Origin of the sequence: Pseudomonas triclosanedens, from assembly GCF_026686735.1 — a bacterium.
GTDB lineage: Bacteria > Pseudomonadota > Gammaproteobacteria > Pseudomonadales > Pseudomonadaceae > Pseudomonas > Pseudomonas triclosanedens.
In genome coordinates this window covers 1,382,995-1,408,532 of the sequence record NZ_CP113432.1, presented here as the reverse complement: position 1 = coordinate 1,408,532, position 25,538 = coordinate 1,382,995, and the positions used below count along the sequence as shown (strand labels likewise).

At 60.5% G+C, this 25,538-nt stretch carries 15 protein-coding genes; 3 read left to right on the top strand and 12 right to left on the bottom strand.

What is annotated here, in order from left to right; translation table 11 throughout:
- Positions 1-138 precede the first annotated feature (138 nt).
- From mads8 to OU419_RS28885, 7 genes are read right to left on the bottom strand one after another with little or no spacing between them, the layout of a single operon-like run.
- A complete protein-coding gene (gene mads8 / locus OU419_RS06615) occupies positions 139-5,598 on the bottom strand; it encodes a methylation-associated defense system ATP-binding protein MAD8 (protein WP_024889603.1) in 5,460 nt (1,819 codons plus the stop codon).
- Positions 5,595-7,238, bottom strand: a complete 1,644-nt coding sequence (gene mads7, locus OU419_RS06610) for a methylation-associated defense system protein MAD7 (protein ID WP_024889604.1) — start codon at positions 7,236-7,238, stop codon at positions 5,595-5,597. Before mads7 ends, mads8 begins: the two co-directional genes overlap by 4 nt.
- Positions 7,222-11,379, bottom strand: coding sequence for a methylation-associated defense system protein kinase MAD6 (mads6, locus tag OU419_RS06605; protein WP_024889605.1), 4,158 nt, complete (start codon positions 11,377-11,379; stop codon positions 7,222-7,224). Before mads6 ends, mads7 begins: the two co-directional genes overlap by 17 nt.
- The gene (gene mads5 / locus OU419_RS06600; protein WP_081770069.1) at positions 11,379-12,773 is read right to left on the bottom strand and encodes a methylation-associated defense system restriction endonuclease subunit S MAD5; all 1,395 of its coding nucleotides are present in this window, start codon (positions 12,771-12,773) and stop codon (positions 11,379-11,381) included. Before mads5 ends, mads6 begins: the two co-directional genes overlap by 1 nt.
- Positions 12,770-14,788: a methylation-associated defense system DNA methyltransferase MAD2 gene (gene mads2 / locus OU419_RS06595; protein WP_024889606.1), complete on the bottom strand. Its 2,019-nt coding sequence runs from the start codon at positions 14,786-14,788 to the stop codon at positions 12,770-12,772. The genes mads5 and mads2 (OU419_RS06595) overlap by 4 nt, the downstream gene beginning before the upstream one ends.
- Complete coding sequence (gene mads2 / locus OU419_RS06590; RefSeq protein ID WP_024889607.1) at positions 14,785-16,788, bottom strand: methylation-associated defense system DNA methyltransferase MAD2; 2,004 nt, start codon at positions 16,786-16,788, stop codon at positions 14,785-14,787. The genes mads2 (OU419_RS06595) and mads2 (OU419_RS06590) overlap by 4 nt, the downstream gene beginning before the upstream one ends.
- Positions 16,789-16,816: 28 nt before the next feature.
- Positions 16,817-16,948: a helix-turn-helix domain-containing protein gene (locus tag OU419_RS28885; RefSeq protein ID WP_326494071.1), complete on the bottom strand. Its 132-nt coding sequence runs from the start codon at positions 16,946-16,948 to the stop codon at positions 16,817-16,819.
- 232 nt (positions 16,949-17,180) lie between these two features.
- Between OU419_RS28885 and OU419_RS06580 the strand changes: the two genes are divergently transcribed.
- From OU419_RS06580 to OU419_RS06570, 3 genes are all read left to right on the top strand, one after another.
- Positions 17,181-17,531 (top strand): helix-turn-helix domain-containing protein, encoded by a 351-nt coding sequence (locus OU419_RS06580; protein ID WP_024889609.1) that lies wholly within the window; start codon positions 17,181-17,183, stop codon positions 17,529-17,531.
- A 93-nt stretch (positions 17,532-17,624) separates the two neighbouring features.
- Positions 17,625-19,358: an ATP-dependent nuclease gene (locus OU419_RS06575; protein ID WP_024889610.1), complete on the top strand. Its 1,734-nt coding sequence runs from the start codon at positions 17,625-17,627 to the stop codon at positions 19,356-19,358.
- Positions 19,345-20,763, top strand: a complete 1,419-nt coding sequence (locus tag OU419_RS06570) for a UvrD-helicase domain-containing protein (RefSeq protein WP_254471749.1) — start codon at positions 19,345-19,347, stop codon at positions 20,761-20,763. Before OU419_RS06575 ends, OU419_RS06570 begins: the two co-directional genes overlap by 14 nt.
- Here OU419_RS06570 and OU419_RS06565 read toward each other — a convergent pair.
- Genes OU419_RS06565 through OU419_RS06545 form a run of 5 tightly spaced genes read right to left on the bottom strand, consistent with a single transcriptional unit; the run spans position 20,760 to position 25,473 of the window.
- Positions 20,760-21,509 (bottom strand): TIGR03747 family integrating conjugative element membrane protein, encoded by a 750-nt coding sequence (locus OU419_RS06565; RefSeq protein ID WP_024889612.1) that lies wholly within the window; start codon positions 21,507-21,509, stop codon positions 20,760-20,762. The genes OU419_RS06570 and OU419_RS06565 overlap by 4 nt on opposite strands.
- On the bottom strand, positions 21,506-23,662 hold the full coding sequence (traD, locus tag OU419_RS06560; RefSeq protein ID WP_024889613.1) for a type IV conjugative transfer system coupling protein TraD: 2,157 nt from the start codon (positions 23,660-23,662) through the stop codon (positions 21,506-21,508). The genes OU419_RS06565 and traD overlap by 4 nt, the downstream gene beginning before the upstream one ends.
- 10 nt (positions 23,663-23,672) lie before the next feature.
- On the bottom strand, positions 23,673-24,224 hold the full coding sequence (locus tag OU419_RS06555; RefSeq protein WP_024889614.1) for an integrating conjugative element protein: 552 nt from the start codon (positions 24,222-24,224) through the stop codon (positions 23,673-23,675).
- Positions 24,221-24,799: a transglycosylase SLT domain-containing protein gene (locus OU419_RS06550; RefSeq protein WP_024889615.1), complete on the bottom strand. Its 579-nt coding sequence runs from the start codon at positions 24,797-24,799 to the stop codon at positions 24,221-24,223. The genes OU419_RS06555 and OU419_RS06550 overlap by 4 nt, the downstream gene beginning before the upstream one ends.
- Positions 24,784-25,473 (bottom strand): TIGR03759 family integrating conjugative element protein, encoded by a 690-nt coding sequence (locus OU419_RS06545; RefSeq protein ID WP_408004949.1) that lies wholly within the window; start codon positions 25,471-25,473, stop codon positions 24,784-24,786. The genes OU419_RS06550 and OU419_RS06545 overlap by 16 nt, the downstream gene beginning before the upstream one ends.
- Positions 25,474-25,538: the final 65 nt, after the last annotated feature.

Below are 25,538 nucleotides of genomic sequence, written 5' to 3'. Positions count from 1 at the left end.
AGCAGGAGAGCCGCACCCCGTCCTTAAATGGGTTCCAGGAGGGGGCTAAAGTGCCTAACTCACTCCCACAGGAAGGGAGTTCTCATTTGGTGGAGGTCGCCTTCGTTTTGTTCAGATTGGTGAGGCCTGCTCGCATTGCTATTGCTGGTTAGCAACTGCCGTCTTTGTGCTGCCGCCATGCTGGGTGATGCGTGGACGGCATTTGATTCTCACTGCGCCGCGGGTGAACGAGTCATCTGAGGCCTTGCTTGACCAAACATAGGCTTCGCCTGCACCGAGGTGACTCATTTTCTCGGAAGTCAACTCTCCGAGGGCGGCATTGGCCTTCTGGATATGCTTAAGCCAGGCTGGTGAGTTGAACTTGTGCATGATGATCTGTGAGGACAGCTCAATTAGAGAAACGGGAACCGATGGCGGGTCTTGGGACGCGACCATGATGCTGGTGCCTTTATGTCGCATTTCCCGAACCACTTCAACCAATCCGGAAACTAGATCATCGTTCTCTATGTACTTGTGGGCTTCGTCAAATACCACGAGCTTGTTAAAGGCGCCTCCTTGGTAAGTGGCTTCCGAGAAAATCTGCAACATCACCACGAACAGACCGAGCGCTTCATCCTTTTCAATGTACTCGTCACGCAGATCCACAATGATCAAGCGGCCCGGACGAATCAGGTCTTGAAGCCGTTGGTTATCGTTGATGTATTCACTGGCGAACAGCAGGCGCGTCTGGGCCAGCTCCTTCAGGTGATCGGACAGGCCAGAGTTATCAATGCCTGCTCGTAGGGCGTCCAAGGTCAGGTTGTCGCGCAGCCCCCTCATTATGAGATTGATTTGGCGCATGTACATGCTCTGGCTGCCAATCGCACCCATCAGGAATTTCCAGTGGGTGGCCTTAAGCTCGGAGGCAGAGAAAGCAATCGGCTTAACCTCGATATCCGGGTATTCGGCCCGGCGATCATCCACCTTGTTCGCAGGGGTAAGAATCAGCACATCTTTCAGCGCTTCTGGGTTGGCCTTGTAACGTTCGCGAAGGACGCGAATCTCCTCATCCACCGAGTTCGAATTGATCATCGAGGTAAACTCCGGCGCATAATCCTGCGTCGGGCTGTAATGGAAGATGACCGTGGCAAGCGGGCTTGGCAGCACGTTGATATGCTGGAACGGCATGGAGGCCATCTCGATCACCGTTCCAAGTGTGTAGCTCTTGCCGCCGCCTTGAACCCCAAAGAGACTGATCGTGTGGGTGTGGTTGAGATCTAGCGCGACCTTTCTACCGGAGACCTCTCCGAGTAATCCGTACTGAGGCGAGTCGCCATTGACGCCGAGCATGATGTCATAGCAGGCCTCTGCTTGAGGCACAGGCTCGGACGCCGGGTGCCCTCCATGCTCTGGTTCAGCATGCGCTTCCGGTACGGCAGCCACGGCAGGTTGTTCGTCATCCTTTTCGACTTCCGAAGCGATAGAAGACGGAGGGGTTGGCTCGACAGGGCTCGCCTGTTCTTCTGCCTCTTGGTGAGTAGGCGCAGGTGCTCCCTCTGCGGCCGGGGGTGCTGGCGCGGTGATTGGTACCTCCGGATCATCGTCCCAGAGCTCATCCACCGTCCAGGACGTTGACCGCGCTCTCTTGGGTGCGATAAAGGCCGCTGTCTCAAGTTTTGGCACGTTCGGTATGAACTGCTCGCTAAGAAGGTGTGTGGTCGGTTCTTCCTCAATCTCGACGGAAACAGGCTTGCGGCAGTTCTCCAGTAAGGCGCGAATGAGATCCTTACCGATGCGGTGGAATTCAATGCCAACCTCGTTGTCGGGGGCCTCGGTTCCGGTCTTGTCGAAGTCGAAGATCAGGGCGCAGCGTCTGAACTGAAGCGAGTAGCCCTGCTCGATGGATTCAAGTAGCCCTCGTGCTTCCTGCGCAGCAGTCGCATCAAAGATCCCGTAACGTAGTGAGCGCTCTAGATAGAAACGAAGGATCTGAGCCAACTCCCGGCTCTTGAGCAACCTATCCGGCCGGTCGGGCTTCTTCAAGGCCGGGTCAAAGTGGCGCTGGAGGATGCGCTCGCTCTGATTGATCTGGGCGGAAATCCGCTCCTTCAGTTGGTTGAAGGCCGCAAAGTCGCCCACTTGCGAATAGCATTTCACCTCGACCAGGTTGCAAGTGATCGTTCTGGTGTTCAAATCCAAGTCGAACAATCCCAAGTCGGTGCGTTGCAGACTGATTGCATCATTGACATCGTCTGACTCACCGCTTGAGCGGTAAAGGTCCGTGTGCGCATCCAACGGCACAATGACCTGATTGCTCAATGCGCCCTGATATTCGAGGTAGAGCCGAGCCAAAGCCAGACCAAGTGCCTCCGCCTGTTGTGTGCGAGCAGAAATCAGCTTGAGCGCTAGTTGACCGGACAGCGACCGCAGATTTGCCAGGATCTGAACCGACTGCTCGCCGTCGGCGGACAAGCCATGCTCAAGCAGCACCGGCTTCAGCATCGCCTCCAGTTCATCGTTCGAGCGCGACGAGATGATCAGGTTGTGTGTCGCCTGGGAGCTGGCTCCCGGCACATAGTCAATCAGATAGTCCGGTCTGTTCTTCCGGCCGCCGTGGTCGAAGAACTCAATCCCCATATTTCGGTCGATGGTGAACACCCAATCGCTGATCTGGTGAACCTCGTAGATCAGTTCTCGTTGGGCCACATCGAGGCCAAGGGTCACCACAGGCACAGCTTTGAAGCTGGCACCAGAAGCAGCAACCGCTGAGGTAGCAAAGCAGAGGTGTCGGCTCAGGGACGACAGCAAATCGAAGCACGCCGCATGGTTGTCCGCGCCGAGGGAGCGCCCGACAATCGGCCGCTTGTTCCAGAAGGTTCCCGAATCGTCATCAACGAATTCAGTGTCAAAGTCCTGTATCAGCCCATGCAGTGGGGTCACGCCCATCGGCTTCTCTGCAATGGAAAGCTCCTCGGCGGGAAACACATCCAGAAGAACACTGATGTGGGCCGGGAACTCCTTGGAATTTGCATGGAATTCATTCAGGGGGTGCTTGGCCAAGTTCAGTTTGGAGAACAGATGGCTGCCCGTTGAGGTCGCAAATGCGTCGGCGGCCTCGTTTACCGTGGCTCCGGGACGGACCATCGACTCAAGAGCCTCGCCCAAAACAGGTGAGTCGGGATCGGTGGTAAAGAGCCGCACGTCATAGCGCAAATCGGCATGCTCGCGCTTCTGCTGGAGCGATAGCAGAGCCTCCGCAATCACCGATCCGGCACCAGGGTTGAAGATGTTCAGTGATAACTCTCGAACATAGGGATGCTGAGAGAGATAGCGCTCGATCTTGTCCGCAATGACTTGTCCGGAAATATCTGATCCCGCCGCAGAGGGCTCGGCCAAGCCGAGCGCTGAACAGATTTCCGCCATCAGACCACGGGAATTTTCCTCGGTCGTCGGGGCGTAGAGCGCCCAGAAAGCATTCAGGTTGTCCACCGGAGTGAAGATGCGGCCATCCTCGACGGGAATACCGACCGGATAGGCAGAGGGCACAAGGCCATCCAACAGCGCGGAACGGACGTGAGGAATGTGATCCTTTCCGCCTGACTTGATCTTCTCAATCCAATCCTTACCCAGGGCGACCCAACTGCTCAGCCACAAGGCACGAAGCGGATGGGTTGGGGAGACCAAAACAGCCTCCCGGTGCCTTCCACCGAAGTCGGTCAAGATGACATGAATGGAATCGACGGCCAGCACATTTTTGAGCGCTTGCAAGTGTTGCTGACGCTCGGCACCAGAAGTCGTCTCGGCCTGACGGATGAGGTTCCTGACCAAGTCAAGGTAGCTTTCAGCATACGCGAGGCATTCCCTTTCCGAGTCGCGGAACGAAAGCCCCTGCATGATCAGCTCGGCAGTGTCTTTGCGCACTGCTGCAAAAAACTCTTCGCGGGCAGCCAAGAAGGAAGCCATCGCGGCGGAAGATGGCAGCGTGAGTCCAACCTCGGAAGGCGGCTCCGCGGTATCCAGATTGATCTGCATTCGCCAGCCTGACGGGTGCTTAGGCTCCGCCAAGACGCGCTGCTCGATGGTTTTGAGCATACGCGAAAGCGGAATCTGAACCGCGCCCTCACGACCGAATTTTGCGTGTAGGGTTTCCTGGCGAGAGGTCTTCTTGGAACGACCGCCCTCGGCCCAGGCGACACCACTGATGGCGATATCATCGGGATCGCGTTCATCGCCCAGGGCAGTCAGTTGCAGCCGGAAACGCGCATGCTCCAGGCTCTGCTCAATGGGTATGGCGCGTTGGGGTGGTTCTTCCTCGATGTTGCCACCGGGCAGGACGTAGAAAGGTTCGCTCTCGTAGGAACGTCTTGCGCCCTCGGAGGCGGAATCCGCTTCCAGCGGAATCGGATCGCCATCGGCCGTCCAAGGCATTACACGGATGAAATGCCATCCTTCCTCGAATTCGATCTTATTGAGCTTGGCCAAGTTGGTCGTGCACTGCAGGCGGTTCGGCGTCCAGGCCTTGACTTTTTTAGATTTTCCTACCGGGCCGTCGTTCTGCGAAATGATCTGAACCGTAAAATGATCAAGCCCGCTGACCTTGCCGGGGTGAGGGCTAACCTCGAACACCACGTTCATTTTGCGGCGGTCGTTCGGCACCAGAACCTGTTGCCCGATGAGGCCGGAGAGTTGGTCGTCGGTCTCATCCTCCTGAACGACCGGCAAGTCGGTCTCCAGCACTGTCAGCAGGACCTTGTCCAGCGAAAGCTCTTCCTGGAACGTCCATTTGTCGAAAGAAATGCTCCACCAGCTCTTGTCGGTCGCGATGGGCGGCGTCCAGGATTCGGGCTCCTGGACATCGTACTTTTCAAAGTAGGTGAATAGTCGCGACTCCAATGCCTTGTCGCTGAGTCCCAGATCGGCGATACGACCACGAACCGACTTGTGCGAGGCCATCAGACTGCGGACGCTGCCGAGGTTACGGCGAATCTTGCCATTGACCATGCCGGGATCAGCAAAGAGCTTGAAGTCTGGAATCAACGTCAATTCATACAGGCTGGCCCCGAGGGTTTCTCCATCAATCCCGTTTTCGAGCGCAGTGAGGAGGTACCGCACGCGGGAAACATGGTCGGCAAACAGCCACTCCTCCTCGGTGAGGATGCCCAGAAGATCGCGAGCATGGCCAACCAGTGTTGTCGGGAGCCGATCAAGCAGCGAGTCGATAAGGTCCTCGTAGATACCGGCGAAGGTCAGCTCCTCGAAGGTCGCCACACCGAAAGAGTCCTCGGCGCTGGTGCGAAGCGAAGTCGGTATGAAGACCAGCAACGGCTGACGCAGCTCGCCGTTCGCGTCCGGGTTGCGCAACTCCACCAGTTTGGTGGAAGTGACTCGGAAGGGCTGGCCCTCCTGATCATGGCTGCCGAGGATAAAGATGTTTCCGTCGGGCCGGGTCCGACGTAGTTCCTTGCAGACCGACTCCATTACCTCGTCATCGAGATCGGTGACCCGCATGCAGTGGCCTGGGCCACGGTCACCCAGGATCGCTTCGATACGGGGGCACAGCAGACAAGCGACCGCCGCGTTCAACTTATCCTGGGAAAGCTTGGTGAACGCATTACTCATGCGTGCCTCCCGTTTTTATCTGTTCCGTCATTTCTCTCAATCGCATAGCGGGGCGATACCTTCTGGGTCACGTAGGCATCCGACAGGTCCTCGTAGAACCCGATTTCACGCAGGCGACGCTTGAAGGCTTCGAGGTTGAGGCGCAGGGCGCGTCTGTCGAGGATGCTGCTGTTGGCCTGTGCTCCTTCCGGCAGCCGGTCGATGTGAAGGCCGTAGCGGCTTCTCAAAAAGGCCAGCAACTCCTCGATGCGAACCTCGCGGGTCACGAAACGCCCGTCATCCTGAGTGAGCACAGCCACCTGAAGGAGCACTTCAAGAAGCTTGCTTCCCAGCACAAACCGCCGAGGACTTCCCTTGGTTCGGGATTGGGCCAGCAGGCCGTTCTCCTTGTTCTTCAGCAGCAGTGAGTCCAGGCACTCAGTGATGTACTGGCGGTGATACTTGCCGCGATATGCCATAAGGATTTCGATGAAGGATTCGAACTCACCAAGGCCCATGGCGGTGACTTCCCGGATCTCCGGATCGATGTCCTCGTTTCCAGAGGTCGATTCCTCGATCAGGCTGGCCAGGCGGAACTTGAAGTAGGCTTGGAGCTCGGCGTCGTGCTCGGGCTTCAGTAGAGAAACCAGATCGCCGACGGTGAACACGCCGCCCCCTGGAGTAGCCAGCTTGCCCGTCTTCTTGCTCAGGTATTCCGCCATCTCATCGAGCTTCTTGACGACGAAATTGGCCTGCACAAAGGCAGGAATTTGGCGATAGAGCCGGTCAGTGGACTTGCGAGCCAGCTCGACCATATGCGGATTGTTGACGTCCCCCATATCCACGACCAGCGCCACGGGATCAGGTGAACTCTCCAGCGCATTGTCCGAGCGCTGCTTCACCAGCTTGGGCAGTATCTGCAACAACTTGAGGTGGTAGAGCGCCAGATGGAATGCCATCAGGGTCTTGAGGTAATCCACCAGCACCGAGCGAGGAATATAGGGCTCATAGGCCAGTAGCCGCAGAATGTCGTCGGCCATGATGTCGGCCTGATCGATCAGAAGTGGTGGAAAGCGCTCTGGCTCCTTGGAGTCCTGTGTGTCCTGAGTAACTTGGGAGTCGAAGCGAAGTAGCGCTTGGGTTTCTACATCGACGACCGTGCCGGATTCATGCCTGCCGGTTACATGGTCAATCCCAGGGAAAAAGAAGCGTTTTAGCGTGTCTCGGGCGGCCTGGCCCTTGCCTTTGCGGGCATAGTAGAGCATCCAATAAATCTGCTCGGCTGCCCCATAGTCACGGCAGTGCTTTGCATTTCGAAACTTATAGGTCTCTCCATGAAGCGGGCGCGGAGAGGCGACAGCCTGATTCGACTTGCCCCGATTTACCACATCAAGAAGTTCGGTCTCTACCCACTTGTGGACAATGGATGGATGTTCGTCAAAGCCCTCAAAATACTGCTTAACCTCTTCGGACAGCATCATTTCATCTGCAAATTCTTCTGGCTGCAAAATATTTGCGCGTGGCGGCTTGCGACTGCCATAGCCATTGAATTTGAGGCGAGGAAATAGCATGGTCAGCACACGATCCATTTCCGTGTGCTGCCAATGCAAATAACTGACCTTAGGTGTTCTGAATTCCTTGTCTCTACCCTTGATTGACATGATATTCAGCCCCCTTTTCAGAAACACCCAATGCCAATACGCCATCCTCTTTTCTGTTTATCTGGTAGAACCGGAGCCCATTTTCCGTCAGCAGAACTTCTTGATAGAGTGCAGCAGATAACAGGTTTTTAAATACCGCCAGACTTAACAGGAAACCTTCCTGTTCCTCGATGCTGGGACGGTAGCCGTTGTTGAGCCGCATCAGCATTTCATAGATATCAAGATTGATGCGCAGGCTGGCCTTGTGCCCGTCGCCGGAGTCGTAAAGCAGCACCAGCGCCTGAGACAGGCATTCAAGGAAAGGATGAGCCGCTGTTTCCTGCTCGGTGCGGAGCGTGAAATGGTCGCCGTCAAAGAGACGGTAACTGCGGATGGTGCCCTTATCCACCTGGCGAACACGCAGCGCCAACTGGTTGCCCAAACGCGCCGGATCGCTCAGACCTTCGCCCCGGTTGATGGCTCGAAGAATGGCCGTAACCTCATCTGCGCTTTTCGCTCCCGGCTGCTCAATGGCATCCAGGAAGGGATCGATGCTTCCATATGGCAGCATCTCCTTCCAGCCGGTGTCGCGTCGCTCAAAGAAATGGCGACGGCGCATATGCGATAGATAATTGCGGTGCTTGGCGATCAGTCGATCACGGTTCTTCGACGAGTAATCGCGAGGCAGATTGCGGAACAGCGTTGCCACAAGTTCATCGTCATACCCAGCCCGCTCCGCGAACGAGAAGCGGCTCATGGCCTTGGTCTTGGGATTGAGGAAGCCAAGCTCGCGGTCCAGATCGGGATTGCTGACTTCGGCAACGTCAATTTCGCGCAGCAAGGCAATCAGCCGGTCATTGGATCCTTCCGCCCCGCCAAGCCACGAGTTGAAATAGAAACCGTCAAGGATGCGATTCTGGGTTTCTTCTCCGCCGTTCTGATAGAGGTGGTGAATGCCGTCGCAATCCTGGGTGCCTACCAGCATGAAGGCCAGCGCCGAACGAAGGTCGCGCATGGTGATGTGCAGTCGGCCGCGCAGGTGCGTAATGGTGTAGAGCATCTTCAGGCGCTCGATCACCTTGGGACCGGCAACCGGGTCCTGGAAGGTCCGGGCGTTGTGATAGGCGTAGCATTTGCCCTTGAGATCGCACTTGTCGCATGCCTGCCAGTATTCCTGCTGCGTCATGCGGGCGATCAGTCGCTCCAGAATCGAAGGCTGACCTTCCTCGGGTTCGGCGACCACCGAGCGCAGGTTGAGGTTGATAACTGCGATACCACCTTCCGGAGCAGCTCCGGCCAAGCCCTGCTGGATCTGCTTGGCAAGCAACGGGAACTCTTCTTCATGCTCAAGGAAGAAGTCGACCAGCCGTCCCTCGTTGATGGCGATTAGGCGGGTCTGATTCTCGGGCCAGCCGGAGGCATCCTTGCCCGCGAAGGGAGCGAAGAACTTCTGAAGCACGGCATCGTTGCGCTCGTCGCCTTCATCCTGGCTGCCGTCGTAGTTGCTTTGGTAGGTATGCCCCTTGAGCTGGAACACAGCCCCGTTCGCGCCGCGCTGTATCTGTGCGCCCTTGCTCTCGGCAAAGGCCTCGAACTGCTGGATGAAGGCCGTCTTGCCGTCGCCGGCGTTACCGCTGATGATGACCAAACGGAACTCGCCCTTGAGCAGCGCGGGCTTGAGCTTTTCGTCCAGATAAGTCGACACGTAGGTGGCCTTGCCAACTTCGTCGAGGCCACGGGTGCCTGCGTTGGACACCTGGCTCTGGCTATAGAGCGTCAGCAGGTGGGTTACAAAGGGGTTGGTGTTGGGCTTGGTCGGCTCGAAACCCAGCTTGGATACCACCTTGGGTCCGGCACCAATCTCGCCGGTCGTCAGCACCGAGCGCAGGCGCTTGACCTCGGCCAGGGCAATCAAGAACTCCTCCGCCGACGCAAAACGATCCTTGCGCTCCGGCGCGATCATCTTCGCCAGCACATTGACCAGCGACGAGCTGAGGTCGGCGCAGCCTTTGAACTGCTTGGGGTCCCTGGGCTGAGTCTTGATCGGCGGCGTGGGATCGTCGAATGGATACTTGCCGGTCAGGCACTCATAGAAGGAGATGCCCAAGGCATAGAGGTCACGATCCATTCGATCCGAAGCATCCGGCTCGGAGGAGTAGTCGTAATCCGGCGGCAGGTAACGGCGCGTGCCGCCACCACCTTGAACCTCATCGTTCTCGGAGACCGCGACGTTGAAATCGATGATGCGGACGCCTTTGTCCGTCCAAAGCAGATTGGAGGGCTTGACGTCCTGATGGTAAACGCCGTGCTTGTGGAGATGGGCCAGCCCCTCGGCGGCCTCGCGCACGATGCGTACGGCATCATCCAGCGACAACGCCTCGGCATCGATCAGATCGGAAACATCCAAACCTTCCACATACTCAAAGACAATGTAAGGCGTCTGCTTGGCATCGGCCATGCGATCCGCCCAGATCACCTTCACCACATGCGGATGTTCGGGGAGATTGGTCAGGGTCTTGTACTCGCGGCGCAGCCGTTCGTACACGCTGCGGCGGTCCTTGGTCACCAGTTTGATGACGCGCACCACATCGCCCAGGGAATCGAACACCTTGTAGGCGACGCCGAAGCCGCCGCTGCCCAGCTTCTTCTGAATGCGGAAGCGATCCGCCAGGATGAAATCCTGCGGCAAGTTCATCAGGTTATCTGGGAGCTGTGGCACAACCACGGCCGGGCCGCTCACATCCGGGCCTGAGTCGTTCTTGGCCTCAGGCAGAATCAGATCATCCAGGGCCTTGCGAGCGATGGCTGCGCTCGTGTGCCGTTCCTCCGGGTCAAACTCGCAGAACTTCTGCAACCACTCGTCGATCCCCTTGGGCAGGTCCGGCTTGTGCTCCGAGGGCTTGATGGGGAACTTGCCGTCGGCCTCCATCATCTGGTCGACGCTTTCAAAGGGCAGCTCGCCGGTCAGCAGTTCAAAAAAGATCAGCCCGGCGGCATAGAGGTCGGAGGCAATGCTGGCCTGGGTCGGGTCCTTAAAGCACTCTGGAGCCTGGTAGGTAGCATCCAGATCATCCACCACCTGATCGGCGATGGTAGAGGTGCGGTTCTTGCCCACCCTGGCGAAATCGAAATCGGTTACCCGGGCCTGGCCGCCCTTGGTCAGCAGAATGGCGTCCGGGGTCAGGTTGCGGTGGATCACCTCATGCCGGTGCGCATGGTCCAGGGCCGACAGCACGTCGCGCATCACTTGGAGCTTCTGATCGAAGGTCAGCGCCATCGAGACCTTGTTGATGTGCAGGCGCAGGGCCTGGCCAGGCAGATCCTCAGTGACCAGCACCACCTTGTCTTCATCGTCGGAGACGAACAGATCCTTCACCGCCAGCACATTGGCGTGGGTCGGCATGTGTGCCACGGCGCGATAGGCGTTGCTGATCTTCTTGAACTCTTCCTTGCGGGCGGCCTCGTCCTGGTACGGGTCAGCCTGGTAGACCCGCAGGCGGGCCATGCCGCCGCTCTTGCCCAACAGGTTGTGTTTGGCGCGGTACTCGGTGTAGCGGTCGGTGCCGCCCAGCTTCTCTTCCACCTGCCAGTCGCGGAACACCAGCGCCGCGCTCTTGGGCTTGGCGTTGCCGGTGATCGCCTTGGCGATCTGGGAGTGGAAGCGGGTGATGTTATCCAGCCGGTTGTCAGGAATGCGGCTCGCGTCGCGGAAGTATTTCAGGCAGTGCTTGAAGTCGGTCACGTCCGGGCTGTCGATGCCCGCCTGATCGAACACGGTGGCGTCATCGGCAGTAAGCAACACGGCGGCATGGACATGAGCCTTGCGCAGCTCGATCTGTCCGGGATTGCTATCGCGGATGAAGCTGGCCATCACCTTCGCGTGGTGACGAAGCTTCGCGAGGGGCGAGTGAAACGGTTGCCGCCCCTGCGGATACCACTTGGAGCCATACACATCGATGTTGCCCCGCGTCCCTTTGACATCCACCAGATACACCGCGTGAGGCGCGAGGATGGCGATGTCGATCTCGAATACCTCCTGGCCTTGGCGCATCTCGAAGTTGTGGAAGATCAACCAACCATCGGGCAGATGATCCCGAAGGAAGCCGATGGCCTGGCGTTCAGATTCGTTCGCGGGCTGCCCGATGGGTATGACTTTTGCCATTAGCGAGCCCCCTCCTCAATGGTGCGCTCGACGAGGGAACGGGCTTCGTCTTCGAACCTTATGGCCTCATCGCGGGCCTCATAAGCCTCCATGACCAAGTCATGGCACTTCTTGCGGACCGCCTGTTCTGGGTAAGGGATCGGTAAAGACGGCAAAACTGCATAGTGAAAATCTTGGAGTTTGCTTCCTGTCGAGGCGGAGCGAAGCATACGGAATGCCGTTTCTGAACGCATAAATGCAAACAGCGCCCCCCGTTCGATCTGCGACTCGTCGGCAATGACTCGTAGGAAGTGCTCCGAATAGGCCCTCTCCAGCGTACTTCCAGTTATAAACTCGGCACGGCAGAATAGCTCTCCCTCACCAAGCGTTCCTTGAGCGGCCACCAGAATCGTTCCATCGGAAACGAGAACTTCCTCGCGAACGGATGCTTTAGAAATCCAGCGACCTTCTGGTCGCAGCCAAAAAATTTGTTTCTGGCCAACCAGTTGATACGAGTGTTCTGGAGCTGCATCAATTCGCTTGAATATATTGCCCCGGCGCAATGTTCCTTCAAGGCATAATTCGCCAAGCAACTTATGCTGTCCTTCTTTAATTTGCGAGCAAAGCCGCTCGAATCGAGGATTAAAGTTTAAAGCCCGCAAAGACTTCGAACTTACAGGGGTGGCAAATCCAAGATCGCTACCCCACGAGTGCCACTCCGTTGGATTAATATCTGAAAGCCCAACAGAATCAAAATAGAGTTCCGTAGCTTCGTTAAGCTTTGCTTGACTGTTACTAAGAAGGCTTCCAGAGCGCTGGATTAACCGGTCTGCAACAGACTCTACTTCTCCTAATCGTGGCACAGGCAAGTTGCTGACATGGTGTGGTTCTATACTTTGAATTATCGAGCCGTAAGTGCCAGAGACAACAAGAGGAATTCCAAAGCGAGATGACAGATAAGCAAAGATGTAGCCTTCTGGCACTTTATTCGCGTCGGGAACTATCCGCATTACGTGCTCAGAGCAGGCCATGCCATCCATGCTCTCGCGAGCAAACGCCATCCTCCCTGTCGTACCTGAACGAGTAATCAGCGTCCAGCCTTTCCGTATGGTGAACTGTGGGTTTCTGTTTACCTGCTTCTTGGAAAGCAGGGGTTGGTACGTGAGGTCGAAAGCCAAAATATCTGTGCTTCCCATAAAGGGAACACCATGCTGAGCATCCAGAACATACTGTCTGCCCTCTCTGCCTGCATGAAATATGTCTTTTGTAAGGCTCTCAAGTGGTTCTACGCTGAACTGCCTCATTAGTTCGGCAGCTTCTATAGCGCCAGACATATAAGGCCCGCAGTCCAAGCGACGGCCATTGTGCTCCAGCCAAGAACTTGGCACAGCTTTTACCTGGAATTTTCTGCTCATAACGTCACCTCGCCGGTTGCGCGGAATTCCTTGTATTTCTCTGCCACCAGCGGCAGCTCGTCATGAACGCGGCGGTTGCGACGTGTGGTCCGGCGGATTTCTACTTCACCACCTTCTCGAACCCGCTCGATCACTTCCTCATCGAAAACCAGTTCCTCTCCATCGGGGGCTCGCTGGAACAGGAGATTGCCCCGGGCGTCGACACCAGCCCGGTCCACCACGGCCATGAAGACCTTGTATTCCGGGTGTTCGGTATTGATGAGCTCTTCCTGGCTGCGGCGGCGCAGTACCAGGAGACTGGGCAAGGCGGGCGTCAGGCCATATTCCTTCACCGTGACCTTGAACGGCTCCACCGGCAGGTCAACCGAGGCCAGGACCTCGCAGTGGCGCAGAATCCACCAGCGCACGTGCTCATCGCCCGGATTGCCCAGCAAACCATCGGGCAACAGGATGCCCACGCGGCCGGTGCCAGGCTTCACCCATTGCAGGGCGCGTTCGATAAATAGCACCTCGGGCGGCACACCGCCGATGTTTAGATTGCCGGTGTTGCGGAATCCACCTTCTTCGTCGCGCTCCCAGTTGTTGCCCAGGTCGTAGCGCTCCAGGATGGAGGTGTCGCTGACCGTGTCTTGTGTCGAGAACCAGGGGTTGAGCAGAACCATATCCATGCTGCCTAGCGGCATGGCCGGGCGAGCGGCCTCAATGCCATCCAGATCGCCGTCCGGGAAGGTGCGAGCATCGATGCGGAACACACGACCGGGATTGCCGGTGGTGAACAGCAGGTTCATGCGGCTGGCCACGGCCAGGAAGGGATCAATGTCGCAGCCGAGGGCATTGCTGGCCGCCCAGGCGGCGGTTTCGTTTTGCGCCTGGCGGATCTGTTCGTTGGTGGCCTCTTCAGGCGTCGTGCCCACGGCCGCCAGCTTTTTCCTGAAGATGTGCGCAGCGGTCATGGCCAGGAAGGTGCCGGTGCCGCTGGAGCAGTCCATGATGCGTTCGCCGGGTTGCGGGTCGAGCATCTCCACCGCCATTTCGGCCACGTTGAGCGGCGTAGGGTAGCGGCCCTCGCGGCCGTCCATCACGCTGCGGGCAACCGCACGGAAGGCCTCGGTACGGTAACGTGGCTGGGTTTCGCTCAGTGAGTAACGGGCCAGCTCCATGACCACGCGGGCGGTCTCGTGGGGTTCCAGCGTCAGATCCCAGCCACGGGTCAGCAGGTTCGGTTGCCAGGCCTTGGCGGCGGCAATGGATTCGGTGATGCGCTGGGCAATGGCCTGTTGGCCCGCCTCGGTGAAAGGCTCGTCACCCCTGATCCAGAACTTGCGCCCACCGGTGGGCAGGGTCTCGTCATGGATCTTGGCCAGCATCAGCACGGCCAACTGCTTGAAGGAATCCTTGTGATCGAGACCAAGATTCCGGTTCAGATATTGACGGCAGCGCATCAGGGCGTCTTCCAGATCTTCCGCTTCGGCGCTGACCTGAATGACACCGCCGGTGCGATCGAGATCGGAGGTGCGTTCGCCCGGAACCGGCCAGACACCCAGCGGTTTGGGCCGGACTTCAAAACGGGTGCGCTCGACCTGGAACAGGAACTCTTCTTGACCGTTGGTCCACATGCCCAGCGTCGCGCCCGGGATCAGTTCCAGCAGCTCCTTGAGCTCGCGCAGGTCGGCGTCGGCCTCGGCAATGGAGCGGAGCTTGTCTCGCTTTTTCTGATTTTTGCAGACGATGATCCGCTGCAGGTTGTCGTTATTGTGCTCGGCATCGGGGCGGAAAATCGCGATGTCGATGCGCTTGCGCCCCTGGCCGGGGATCTGCGGGTTGTAGTTGACCTCCAGATCGTTTCGGTCAAAGCCATAGCTCTCGATGAGCTGGCGCAGAACTTTCTGCACCAGCAGCTTCTTGGCCGAGGCGCTTTCCTTGTTGCCGGTCAGGATGTCGATGAAAAAGTTATCCGGGCCGCTCTCTTCGGCAGCATCCTGCGGGGTCTCGATGATGTCGTCTTGATCGCTCACCCGTTCTGCTCCTTGAGAAATTCGCGGTACTTCTCAGCGATGACCGGCAGATCGTTGTCCTCGATCTTTTCACTGCGGGTCAGGGTCCGTTCCACGAAGCGCCCGCCGATACGGATGCGCTCGATATGCTGCTTGGGCTCGACAATCTCTTCGCCGTCCGGGGTGCGCTTGTAGAGTTTGTTACCACGGCGGTCGAAGCCAACCTTGTCGGCAACGGCCATGAAGACTGGGTATTCCTCGGCACGACCTAGGGCCTCGCGATGCTTCTCCTGGTCGTCCTTGCGGCGCAGGAACAGCAAGCTGGTGAGGATGTTGACGTTGGCTTCGGCAATGAAGGCTTCTACCGGCAGGTCGACGGAAGCAAGCACCTGCGTTTCGCGCATGATCCACCAGCGGATGTATTCCGCGGCCGGATTGCCAAGAACTCCGTCGGGAAGAACGATGCCCATGCGGCCGGTTCCCGGCTTGAGCCACTTGATGCAGCGCTCGATAAAGAGAATTTCGGGGGCAACGCTGCCCTTGAGGACGCCGGTGTTGCGGAACCCGCCTTCGCCGTCCGGCTCCCAGCCATGAGCCAGCTCGTACTGCTCCAGAATGTGCTTGTCCGTAATCGGGATGTCGGAGCCGAAGGGAGGGTTGGTGGCGATGATATCCACCGACGCCAGCGGGATCTCCTTCTTGACGCTGGGCAGGTCGGCTAGATGCCCCAGCGGAAACTCCAATGAGTTGATGTTGTAGATATGTCCACGGCCATCGCCCGCCAGCACCATGTTCATCTGAGCGGCGCGGATCAGGAACGGGTCGAAGTCGGTGCCGAAGACATTGGCGGCGGCATACTCTTTCAGCCGTTCGTGGATGTTCAGGAACTCGGTGGTGTTCTCGTTTCCGGCCTGGATGTTTTGCTCTTCGCGGAACTTCTTCAGCATGTGCCCCAGGGTCGCGACCAAGAAGCCGCCGGTGCCACAGGCCGGGTCCAGCAGAGTCTCGGTCTCTTTGGGGTCGAGCATCTCAATGACCAGCTTCACGACGCCTCTAGGAGTGAAATACTGGCCCCGGTCGCCACGCAGGTTAACGCCAACTAGCTCCTGGTAGGCCACGCCCTTGGCATCGACGTCAGTTCGGGTGAAGTCGTACTTGGCCAGTTCCGAAACGATAAAGGCCAGCGCCCGGTCGGAGAGAGTGATCTCCTCGTTGCCTCGGAAAATATTCTTGTACTGCTTCTTGACCTCGGTGAAGAGCTCCTCGATCCGGACGCGGATGGCTTTGCGCCCTTGTGGCTCGAACTGCTCCTTGGGTCCAGCCCAGAAACGGCGCTGCCAGGCCTGCCGCTGCTTGGCACGCAGGTTCTCGTCGTGCATCTTGCAGAATATTAGGTACAGGAATTGCCAGAAGGCGGCGTCCTTGGGCATGCCCTCGTTGCCATGAATGAAGTTGTGGCAACGCCGGAAGGTGATCTTCAGCATCTCGTTGTCGGCGACACGGGTATGGGCATCGGAGATGACCTCCTTAGTGCCGACCGACTCTTCGGCCATCGGCCAGTCGCCGATGGGGTTGCACTTGGTTTCGAAGCGCTTTTGCTCTTTCTCGACAAAGAAGAACTCCAGGCCGTTGGTCCACAAGCCGTACTGAACGGCATCGACCTCGCGCATGATGGTTTCGATCTCTTCGAGGTCTTTGGCGGCCTGCTCGTAATCGCGGATGCGCATGGCATTTTTGCCGACGTTCGGTTCTTGGCGGCAAATCACTGCGCGGCTGAGATTCTCAATTGTGTGGTCCTTGCCGTGGTGGAAGATGGCCACATCCACCTTCTTGCGCCCGCCAATGGAGAAATCCAACTCCATGTCTTCCGGAGAGAATCCGTATTCATGGATCAGGGCACGAACTACCCGCTGCCGAACGAGCTCTTTCTTCGTTTCCTTGATCTGTCTGCCGGAAACGTAGTCGAGCGTGTATCCAGCTGGGATGGTGTTCTCGGCCTGCTTGTTCTTCTTTCTGCTCATATAAAAACTCCGCTCACCGAGGCTGGGGTCATTTCTGGTCTTCCTCGCCGAAATCATGGGTTGTGTGTTTCTGCTGCTCTATCCATGTATCGATGTCCTTTCGGGCGAATCGCCACTGACCTCGCACCTTGAACGCAGGTAGTTCTCCAGCCTGGGCCATGGAGTAGACCGGTCTTCTCGCCGACCTTTAAGAGCGTGGCGACCTCTTTAACCGTGAACACTTCTTCCCCAAGCATCTGTTCGCTCCTGAAAAGTGACGACGTGGGCAGATTGGCCGGCATGGTCCTGGCCCAAGATCGGCAGGAAAGAGCAAACTTTACCAAACAATGGAGTAGTCTACTAAGCGTGTTAAGTGTTGCACAACACTAAACACCTGAGGTAGGATGCGCGGTATGAGTAGCTTTGGAGAGACGATTCGCGACCTTCGGGTGGCACAGAGCCTTGGCTTACGCGAGGCGGCAGGCTTAGTCGGCATTTCGCCGGCCTACTTGAGCCGTATCGAGCGTGGTAAGGAGTCTCCGCCTAGGCCTGAGGTCATCAAAGCTCTAGCGAAGGTGCTGGCGGCAGATCCCGACGTGTTGTTCCGCCTATCGCCTTCGACTGACCCTGAAGTCGTCGACTACTTGCACACGCAGCCTGAAGCGATGGCTTTAGTGCGATACCTCAAGGAGGCGTCATTGCCCGCAGAGGACGTCGCAAAGTTGTTGGAGCTTGCCGAGTCGCTGTCTCGCCCTACCAAGTAGAGAACTGGGCAGGAGGCCTGCAGCAGGCGGCCCGAGTGGATAGTGAGGTGTTGCGATTTCAGTGGGAGCGGCTTCAATGCGCGGGGGATACGCATGGCACGAATCAGAAAAATCCAGATCGCCAACTTCCGCGGCATCCAGCTGCTGACCTGGTGCCCGACGCCTGGCATCAACTGCCTGATCGGTCCGGGCGACAGCGGCAAGTCCACGGTGCTGGACGCGATCGACCTATGTCTGGGGGCCAGACGCAATGTCCAGTTCTCGGATGCGGACTTCTTCGGCCTGGACATCACAACCCCAATCAGCATCACGCTGACGCTCGGCGACCTCGATGACAGCATGAGGACGCTGGAGGGCTTTGGTGCATTCCTGCGCGGATACCACGCCAACACTGGCGTCGTCGAAGACGAGCCCTCTGCCGGCGCGGAGGTTGTGCTCTGCCTGAACCTGACGGTCGCCAGTGACCTGGAGCCCTCGTGGACCCTCGTCTCCGACCGCGCCGCACAGCAAGGCATCGTCAAGACGCTCGCATGGAAGGATCGCGTCGCCCTGGCGCCCACTCGCATCGGCGCGCTGACGGACTTCAACCTGGGATGGCAGCGCGGCTCGGTACTGAACCGCATCTCGGAAGAGCGAGCCGACGCTTCGGCCGCCCTCGTCAAGGCCGCCAGAGATGCGCGGAGTGGCTTCGGAGACCAGGCCGAACAACAGTTGGGAGAAGCGCTGGGGATCGTCACCACCACTGCTCAGGAGCTGGGCGTCAACATCGGCGCCAAGGCCAAGGCGCTGCTGGATTCGCATTCGGTGTCGTTCGGTGGCGGCACCATCTCCCTGCACAACGAAAGCGGCATCCCGCTTCGCAGCCTGGGCGTCGGGTCCACGCGTCTGCTTGTCGCTGGCCTACAGCGCAAGGCGGCCGGTCAGGCGTCAATCGTGCTCTCGGACGAACTGGAGTACGGGCTGGAGCCGCACCGCATCGCGAGGTTCTTGGGCTCCCTCGGAGCCAAGGAGGCCGCTGCTCCGCTGCAGGTGTTCCTCACCACCCACTCACCCGTGGCGCTGAGAGAACTGTCGGGCGACCAGCTCTTCGTATTGCGCCGCGGCCCCCTCGGCCATGAGGCTCGCCTGGTCGGCGCCGACAATGACATCCAGAGCACGATCCGCCTCTATCCCGAGGCCTTTCTGGCTGGCTCCGTGGTCGTGTGCGAGGGAGCCAGCGAGATAGGCCTGCTGCGCGGGCTGGACTTATACAGGCTTGACCAGAGGAATGCGTCACTGGCTGCATTGGGCGTGGCGCTCGTCGACTGCGGTGGCGGGGAGCCGGATCGACCGTATGCGCGCGCCTCCGCATTCCAGTCTCTGGGCTACCGGGTGATGGTGCTGCGCGACGACGACAAGAAGCCCACACCTGCGGTCGAGCAGGCTTTTGTCGAGAACGGTGGCACCGTCGTCGCCTACCGCGCGGGCCGTGCGCTGGAGGACGAGCTGTTCGGAAGTCTCACGCCGGTTGCCTGCCAGAGGCTGATCGGCTACGCCAACGAATTGCATGGCGACCTGATCGTCGAACACCTGCGCACTGTCTCGAACAACACGCTCACCTTCCAGCAGATCTGGGACGAGATCCAGAACACCGGCCTCCTGTCGGCCGAACGCAGGGCCATTCTTGGTCAGGCGGCGCGCATCCGAAAAGCTGGCTGGTTCAAGCAAATCTCGTGGATGGAGGACGTGGCGAGGACCATCGTTGCACCGGACCTGCATCTTTGCGATCAGGGATTCCGCGCTCTGATGGACCAGGTATTCGGGTGGGCCACTGATGGACCACGTTGAAATCGACCTTCGTGCAATCCAACGCGGAACCGTCACCGCACCGGCCGGCTGCGGCAAGACACAGCTGATTGCCCACGCGCTTGCCGGTCATCGGGGCAACAAGCCCATTCTCGTGCTGACACACACGAATGCCGGGGTCGCGGCCTTGCGTGGCCGGCTGGACCGCGCCGGTGTGCCAGCCAGCGCCTATCGATTGAGCACGATCGATGGCTGGGCTATCCGGCTCATCTCGACCTTTCCGGGCCGCAGCGCCCACGATCCAGAGATTCTGCGGCTGGCTGCACCTGCGCGGGACTACCCGGCTATCCGCGACGACGCCTGGAAGCTCCTGCAGGCCGGGCACGTCAGTGAGGTGCTGAAAGCCTCGTATGCGCATCTGATCGTGGATGAGTACCAGGATTGTTCGGTGCCTCAGCACTACATCGTCTATTTCCTCTCGTTGATCCTGCCGACCTGCGTGCTGGGCGACCCCATGCAGGCGATCTTCGGGTTCCGGGGCAATACGCTGGCCGACTGGAACCAGCACGTGTGCGCGCATTTTCCTGTCGTCGGGGAACTGGCAACGCCCTGGCGATGGCGCAACGCCGGCGCGGAAGCGCTGGGACAATGGTTGTTGGAGGCCCGCCGGTTGTTGGCGGCAGGGCAGTCGGTGGATCTGCGTAGTGGGCCACCGGAGCATGTGACCTGGATGCAGGCCGTACCACCCAACGACCATGCCCAGCGCCTAGCCGCTGCGAGGACGGCATCGCCAACCGCTGACGGGCGCGTGCTCATCATCGCCGATAGCCGCAACCGAGCAGCACAGCAGAACTTTGCGAGCCAGACGCCGGGCGCTTCGACGGTCGAGGCCGTCGATCTGCAAGACCTCATCGCCTTCGCTAGCAACTTTGATGCGGGGGCACCGAATGCTCTCGCGCAGTTACTGGCGCTGGCGCAGAGCGTTATGACCAATGTGGGCGTGGCGGAGTTGACGCGGCGCCTGGAGTCGTTGGCAAAGGGAACTGCAAGGAATCCTCCGAACGAGGCAGAAAGCCGCGCACTGGCGTTCGGGCGCGCGCCCTCTCTCGCTGCGGCCGCCGCGCTGTTGTCGGAACTGCGGGCACTGCCGAACGTACGTGTGCATCGGCCGGTCATCCTCTACGGGATGCTTAAGGCGCTCCGGGAAGCCTCGTCGGGGGCCGTCCCTCTGGCAGAAGCGGCCCGGCGCGTGCGGGAAGAGAACCGGCTGTTGGGGCGCCCGCTACCAAAACGCGCCGTCGGCAGCACGCTGTTGCTCAAGGGGCTGGAAGCCGAAGTCGCGGTGCTGCTAAATATCGAGGGTATGAGCGCACAGAACCTTTACGTCGCCATGACCCGTGGGTCGATGAAGGTCGTAGTGTGTAGTCCTGGTCCAACAATCGGCTAAATGTACTTCTTGAAGCTCGCCGCCACGATGTTCACCGCCAGTCCCAGCAGAAACGCCGCAGGCAGCAGAATCATCAAAGGGTGCAATGACACCGGTAACGCCAGGTAGGTCACCCACGGCAACACCGCCAGCGGCATCAAGGCCGCCTTCGCCCGGTGGTAGACGAAGCCCGATTCCCGCCCCGCGCCGAACTTGCGGATGTCGCGGCGAACCAGTCCATCGACCAGGCCGACGAAGGCCGCGAGCAGGAACAGCGGCAGCGTGAGCACCAAGACCAGCAGGCGGACGATGAATGTCAGGACGGTGAAGCCGGCGGCAATCAGATAGCGCTCGGTCCAGACATAGACCTGGGCGAGGTAATAGCGGAAGTCCCGGTGCACGCCTCGGCTAGGTGCGCTAGCCTGCGCCGAGGCGTCGCGCATCCAGTCCAACAAGCCCGTCTTCACGAAAACCCACTCGTAGGTGCTCTCCACCAGCCAGCGCGCGGTGCGTCCCGGCTCCTGCACAACGGCGCTCCGGGTGAAATGGGTGGAGAGCTGGTTCAGTTCGTAGTCGAGCATGCCCTGCGCGTGGCGCCAGCCCTGGTCGGGCCAGAACAGGTGCATGCCGACGCATTCGATGACGATGGACAGCAGCAGCGAGGCGACCAACACGCCGAACAGGCGCCATGGCAGCGTGACCACGCTGGCGACCAGGCCGCGCTGGCGTGCCTGCTGTCGCTCGGCGGTCGCGGCGGGCTCTTTCACGATGGCGCCTCTTCATCCGGCGTGCCTTCTTGCACTTCCTCGGCCAGATCCGCTGGCAACGCGTCGTCGTGCGACCGGGGCAGCCCGTTGCCCTCCCACCATTCCCCCGCCTCGGCGTAGTGCTGGCGCATGTAGCCGGCCAGTTGTTGCAGGTCCCGGGGCATGGCTTCGTCCGGATCGGGCGCAGGCAACGGCATGCGGACCTTCCACAGGTTACCGCCTTCGATGAGGGCGAAACACTGCCCCTTGGGCAGGCCGACCACGTGCGCAGGCTCGATGAGTGGCACGCTCGACGTGCTGATGCGGTCCTGCGCGTTGCTGGTGAAGTCGGTCGGACCGTGGATGTCGGAACTGTCGGTGGCGCCGCTGACCAGCGTGGTGGTGTAGACCTCCACCTTCGGCAGTTGTCGTGTCAGCAGTTCGGCGGTGGCGGTCTCGCGCACCCGCAGCATAAACAGGTTGTTGAAGTTGCCGATGACCTGGCCGGCCTTGGCGCGATTGCCGATGCGCGCCTCGATGTCCGAGAGCGTCTGCGTATAGGCCGTGACCTGCATGCCTGCACCGCCACCCTTGTTGATGAGCGGGATGAACTCATCGCCCATCAGTTCGTTGAACTCGTCCGCATGGACATTGATGGCGACCTTGGCATTGGCCGATGCTCCAGGCAAGCCATCGTCGATGCCGTGCTTGTAGATGTGCCCCGCTACCGACACCAGGTCGCTGAACATGCTGTTGCCGACGGCCGCCGCCACTTCGGCGTCGGACAGCGCATCCAGTCCCACATAGACCACGGCCCGCTTCCTGATGATCTGCATCCAGTCGAAGATCGGGCGCGGGTCGGACAGGTCGGAATAGTTCGGCGCGAGCAGTTGCGCGATCTTGCCGGTGGTGAGCTTCTCCAGCAGCGGCAACAGCGAGGCGACGATCTTGTCGAAGTAGGTGCGGTCGTAGCGCACCGCGGAGCGCAGGCCGTCGAGCACCGCGTCATAGGTTCGCGTCTGCGACAGGTACTGCTCCAGTGCCACCACCCGCTTTTCTCGCCCGACCATGTGGCGCGGGATGGTCTTGTCGTTGAGGCGTCCTTCGAGCTGGACGATCACCTCCCAGGCCTTGGGCTCGGTTCGGGCGAAGAAGTGCTGGGCGTACTCGATGAACAGCGCGTCGATGTTGACGACATGGCGCTGGATCAGCAGGTAGTCTGGCCGCTGCCCCAGTTCCACTAGGGCGCGCGCGATGATGTTGACGAAGCGCCAGGCGAACTCGCGGAACGCGGCGCTGTTGCCCTCGCCGGAAAGCTGCCCCGCAACGCGCGTGGCGACCTCCGAGATGCGCCCGAACCGGCCCACGGCGTTGTAGCGTGCCGAGATGTCGGGCCAGCCCAGGTGGAACACGTACATTTCGCCCTCGCGTCCGGCTCGCCTGGCCTCGACATACATGCGCTTGAGCAGATCGGCATCGCCCTTGGGATCGAAGACGATCACCACCTCGTGCTCGCCATGGACCTTGCGGCGGATGTCCTGCGTGATGAACAGTTCGGCCAGGCGCGTCTTGCCCACGCGCGTGGTACCGAGCACCAGGGTGTGGCCCACACGCTCGCCCAGCGGCAGGGTGACGTCGGTCTCGTGCGGCTCGATGCCATGCAGGCGCGGCATGCCACCCACTGGCGGCAAAGGCCGGACCGGGTTGAGCGGGTTGTCCCAGGCCAGTGCCCGCGCCAGCCTAGGCAGCGGCGGCGGCGCGAACTCCAGCCGCTCCTCCAGGCGGCGCGCCAGGCGGTAGAACGTCGTCGGTTCGGCGTAGCGCCGGAACTCGGGCTTGTAGGTCTGCGTCAGCCGATGGGTGTGTCGTTGCTCCCAGCGGAAGCCACGCCCAACGAACAGACGGTACTGGCTCACTGGCACGTCACGGCTCGTCATCACGTAGCGAGGCAGACGACGGATGTGGCGGCGGTACCGCAGGATGGCCCAGGCGTCGCGCAGGCGAATCGCGCCGAAGGCCAGGAAGGCCAGCGCGCTGCCGAGGCCGAGTACCGGATTCAACGCGAGCGACCACGGTGCCACCACGCACACCACCGCGGCGCCTGCGCATACGGCAACGGTGTATAGCTCCACCGCTGGCCGCAGCAGGACTTCGACGGCGTGCGGCTGGGCCATCGGGCAGTTCTCACTGTTCGATGCCGGTGGCGGTCACCAGCACCGGGTAGTGGCGCAGCCCCAGGCGCTCGGCCAGTTCGTCCCCGGACGCCGGTGCCAGCATCAGCCCGGGCGCCAGGGCACGCAGTGACGCCAGTGCCTGCGGTGACTCGACCTGGACCACCAACCCCACGGCCCCGAGCTCGCGCAGCGCCGGGGCACGCTGGCGCAGCCAGGCATGGGAGCGCTGGTCATCACCAACCAGGAACATCGGCGTGAGCCCCGGCGCCTGGATCGCCCGGGGAGCCACATCGCCAGGGGCCAAATGGGCAGAACGCACCGGCAGCATGGCCGCCTCGCCAGAAGGCCCTTCGGGCAGGCGTGGCATCTCGATCCTGGGAGATGGCCTGCTTCCGGTGCGCGGTTGCAGGTCCAGGGCTTGGTAGTAAGGCAGCGCGGAGGCACCGCCGTGATCCTCGACGACGATCAAGGGCGGCGATTGTGCGAAAGCGGCTGGCACGGACACGAGCGGCAGCAAGCCGAGCAGCCACCGCGTAGCCGGACGGAAGATTCGAGGCTTCATGGCAGGGTTCTCCGGGTATCCGCGCCCCGCGCTGGCTCGCCCAGTACGCGGGCCAAGTGGCGGCCAACACTCTGTCGGTAGCGCGCAGCGGGTGCGCCACCAGCGGGACGGTGGTAGCGGCCGATCGTGATCAGCCAGTCCTGGCCCGGCGCGTGCTGCTCGCGCAGGATCTGCGCGGCCAGCGCTAGGTTCCGATAGGGATCGAGCAGTTCGCAGGGGTGGTCGTAGCGGTGACGCTGGTAGCCCAGGTTGATCTGGCCCAGGCCGGCGTCGATGCGGGTGCGCGGCACGTCGCGCAATGCCTGGTGCAGGCCGGCGCAGGCCTCGGTACGGGTGGCGAATCGACGCGATGCCCCAGCCACGTTGAGCGTCCAGGGCCAGGGCACGAGGCGGTCGTGGTACCGGGTGCCACTCTCCTGCAAGGCCACCGCGTACAACACCGCCGCCGGAATGCCCGCACGCTGTGCCGCGAACTGGTAGGCCGGCGGCGGAACCTCCCCGGCCTTCGCCTGGCCGAGTGGCCAGCAAGCCAGCAGCAGGAGCGCGAGACGCGCGAGGCCTACTGCCGCTGCCATTGACCGCCGACCTGGCGCACGACGGCGGGCAGTTCGCCCTGCAGGCCGAGGGACAGCCAGCGGCCACCGTCGTGGTTGAGGGTGATGTGCCGTGCGCGCACTTTCGCCGGGTCAATACGGGCCCGGCGTGCCCATTCACGAATGCGCGCGTCGTCGGTGCGACTGCCGACGACATAGACATCGAACTCGACGCCCGACGCTTGCAGCCGCTGCACGGCCTGGTCGCAGGCGGTACAGCCGTCCTTCACGAAGACGGCGGTTCGGTCGGTGCCTGATGCGATGGTGGTGCCCGCGCCGGTCGGCTTGGCACCGGGTAGGTTGACCCTCGCCATGCCCGGCGCGATCCGTTGCCAGGCGGCGTCGTAGGCACGCTGGTAGGCCAGCGTCTTCTCGACCCGCCGGGCTTCAGCCCGAACCTGCAATTCCGCGTAGCGGCGGCGCTCCTCGTCGGAACGTGCTTCGATACCGAGGGCCGTGAGCGGGTCGAGGCTGGGCGAGTAGACGCCCAGCGGCCCCTGCATCAACTCGCGATAGCGCGTCCATTCATCCGTGCGCAGCCCCCAGTCCTGCGCCCGCTGTTCGTCGCTGCGAGCGATGGCCGCAGGCGCTTCACGGCTCGGCGCCGTCCTGGCCGCGGTGGTTGCGCCGGTGGGCTGCGCGAGCGCCGCCTGCATGGCGGAGGCGGCCAGCAATGCAACCAGCAACGGCGGGGTCAAGTGGCGCGGGACCATCGGTGTGG

Bases quoted from the DNA above. Each gene is read 5' to 3' on its own strand.
- mads8 (WP_024889603.1), bottom strand. From the start codon at position 5,598: ATGAGTAATGCGTTCACCAAGCTTTCCCAGGATAAGTTGAACGCGGCG.
- mads7 (WP_024889604.1), bottom strand. From the start codon at position 7,238: ATGTCAATCAAGGGTAGAGACAAGGAATTCAGAACACCTAAGGTCAGT.
- mads6 (WP_024889605.1), bottom strand. From the start codon at position 11,379: ATGGCAAAAGTCATACCCATCGGGCAGCCCGCGAACGAATCTGAACGC.
- mads5 (WP_081770069.1), bottom strand. From the start codon at position 12,773: ATGAGCAGAAAATTCCAGGTAAAAGCTGTGCCAAGTTCTTGGCTGGAG.
- mads2 (WP_024889607.1), bottom strand. From the start codon at position 16,788: ATGAGCAGAAAGAAGAACAAGCAGGCCGAGAACACCATCCCAGCTGGA.
- OU419_RS28885 (WP_326494071.1), bottom strand. From the start codon at position 16,948: ATGGCCCAGGCTGGAGAACTACCTGCGTTCAAGGTGCGAGGTCAGTGG.
- OU419_RS06580 (WP_024889609.1), top strand. From the start codon at position 17,181: ATGAGTAGCTTTGGAGAGACGATTCGCGACCTTCGGGTGGCACAGAGC.
- OU419_RS06575 (WP_024889610.1), top strand. From the start codon at position 17,625: ATGGCACGAATCAGAAAAATCCAGATCGCCAACTTCCGCGGCATCCAG.
- OU419_RS06570 (WP_254471749.1), top strand. From the start codon at position 19,345: ATGGACCACGTTGAAATCGACCTTCGTGCAATCCAACGCGGAACCGTC.
- traD (WP_024889613.1), bottom strand. From the start codon at position 23,662: ATGGCCCAGCCGCACGCCGTCGAAGTCCTGCTGCGGCCAGCGGTGGAG.
- OU419_RS06555 (WP_024889614.1), bottom strand. From the start codon at position 24,224: ATGAAGCCTCGAATCTTCCGTCCGGCTACGCGGTGGCTGCTCGGCTTG.
- OU419_RS06550 (WP_024889615.1), bottom strand. From the start codon at position 24,799: ATGGCAGCGGCAGTAGGCCTCGCGCGTCTCGCGCTCCTGCTGCTGGCT.
- OU419_RS06545 (WP_408004949.1), bottom strand. From the start codon at position 25,473: ATGCAGGCGGCGCTCGCGCAGCCCACCGGCGCAACCACCGCGGCCAGG.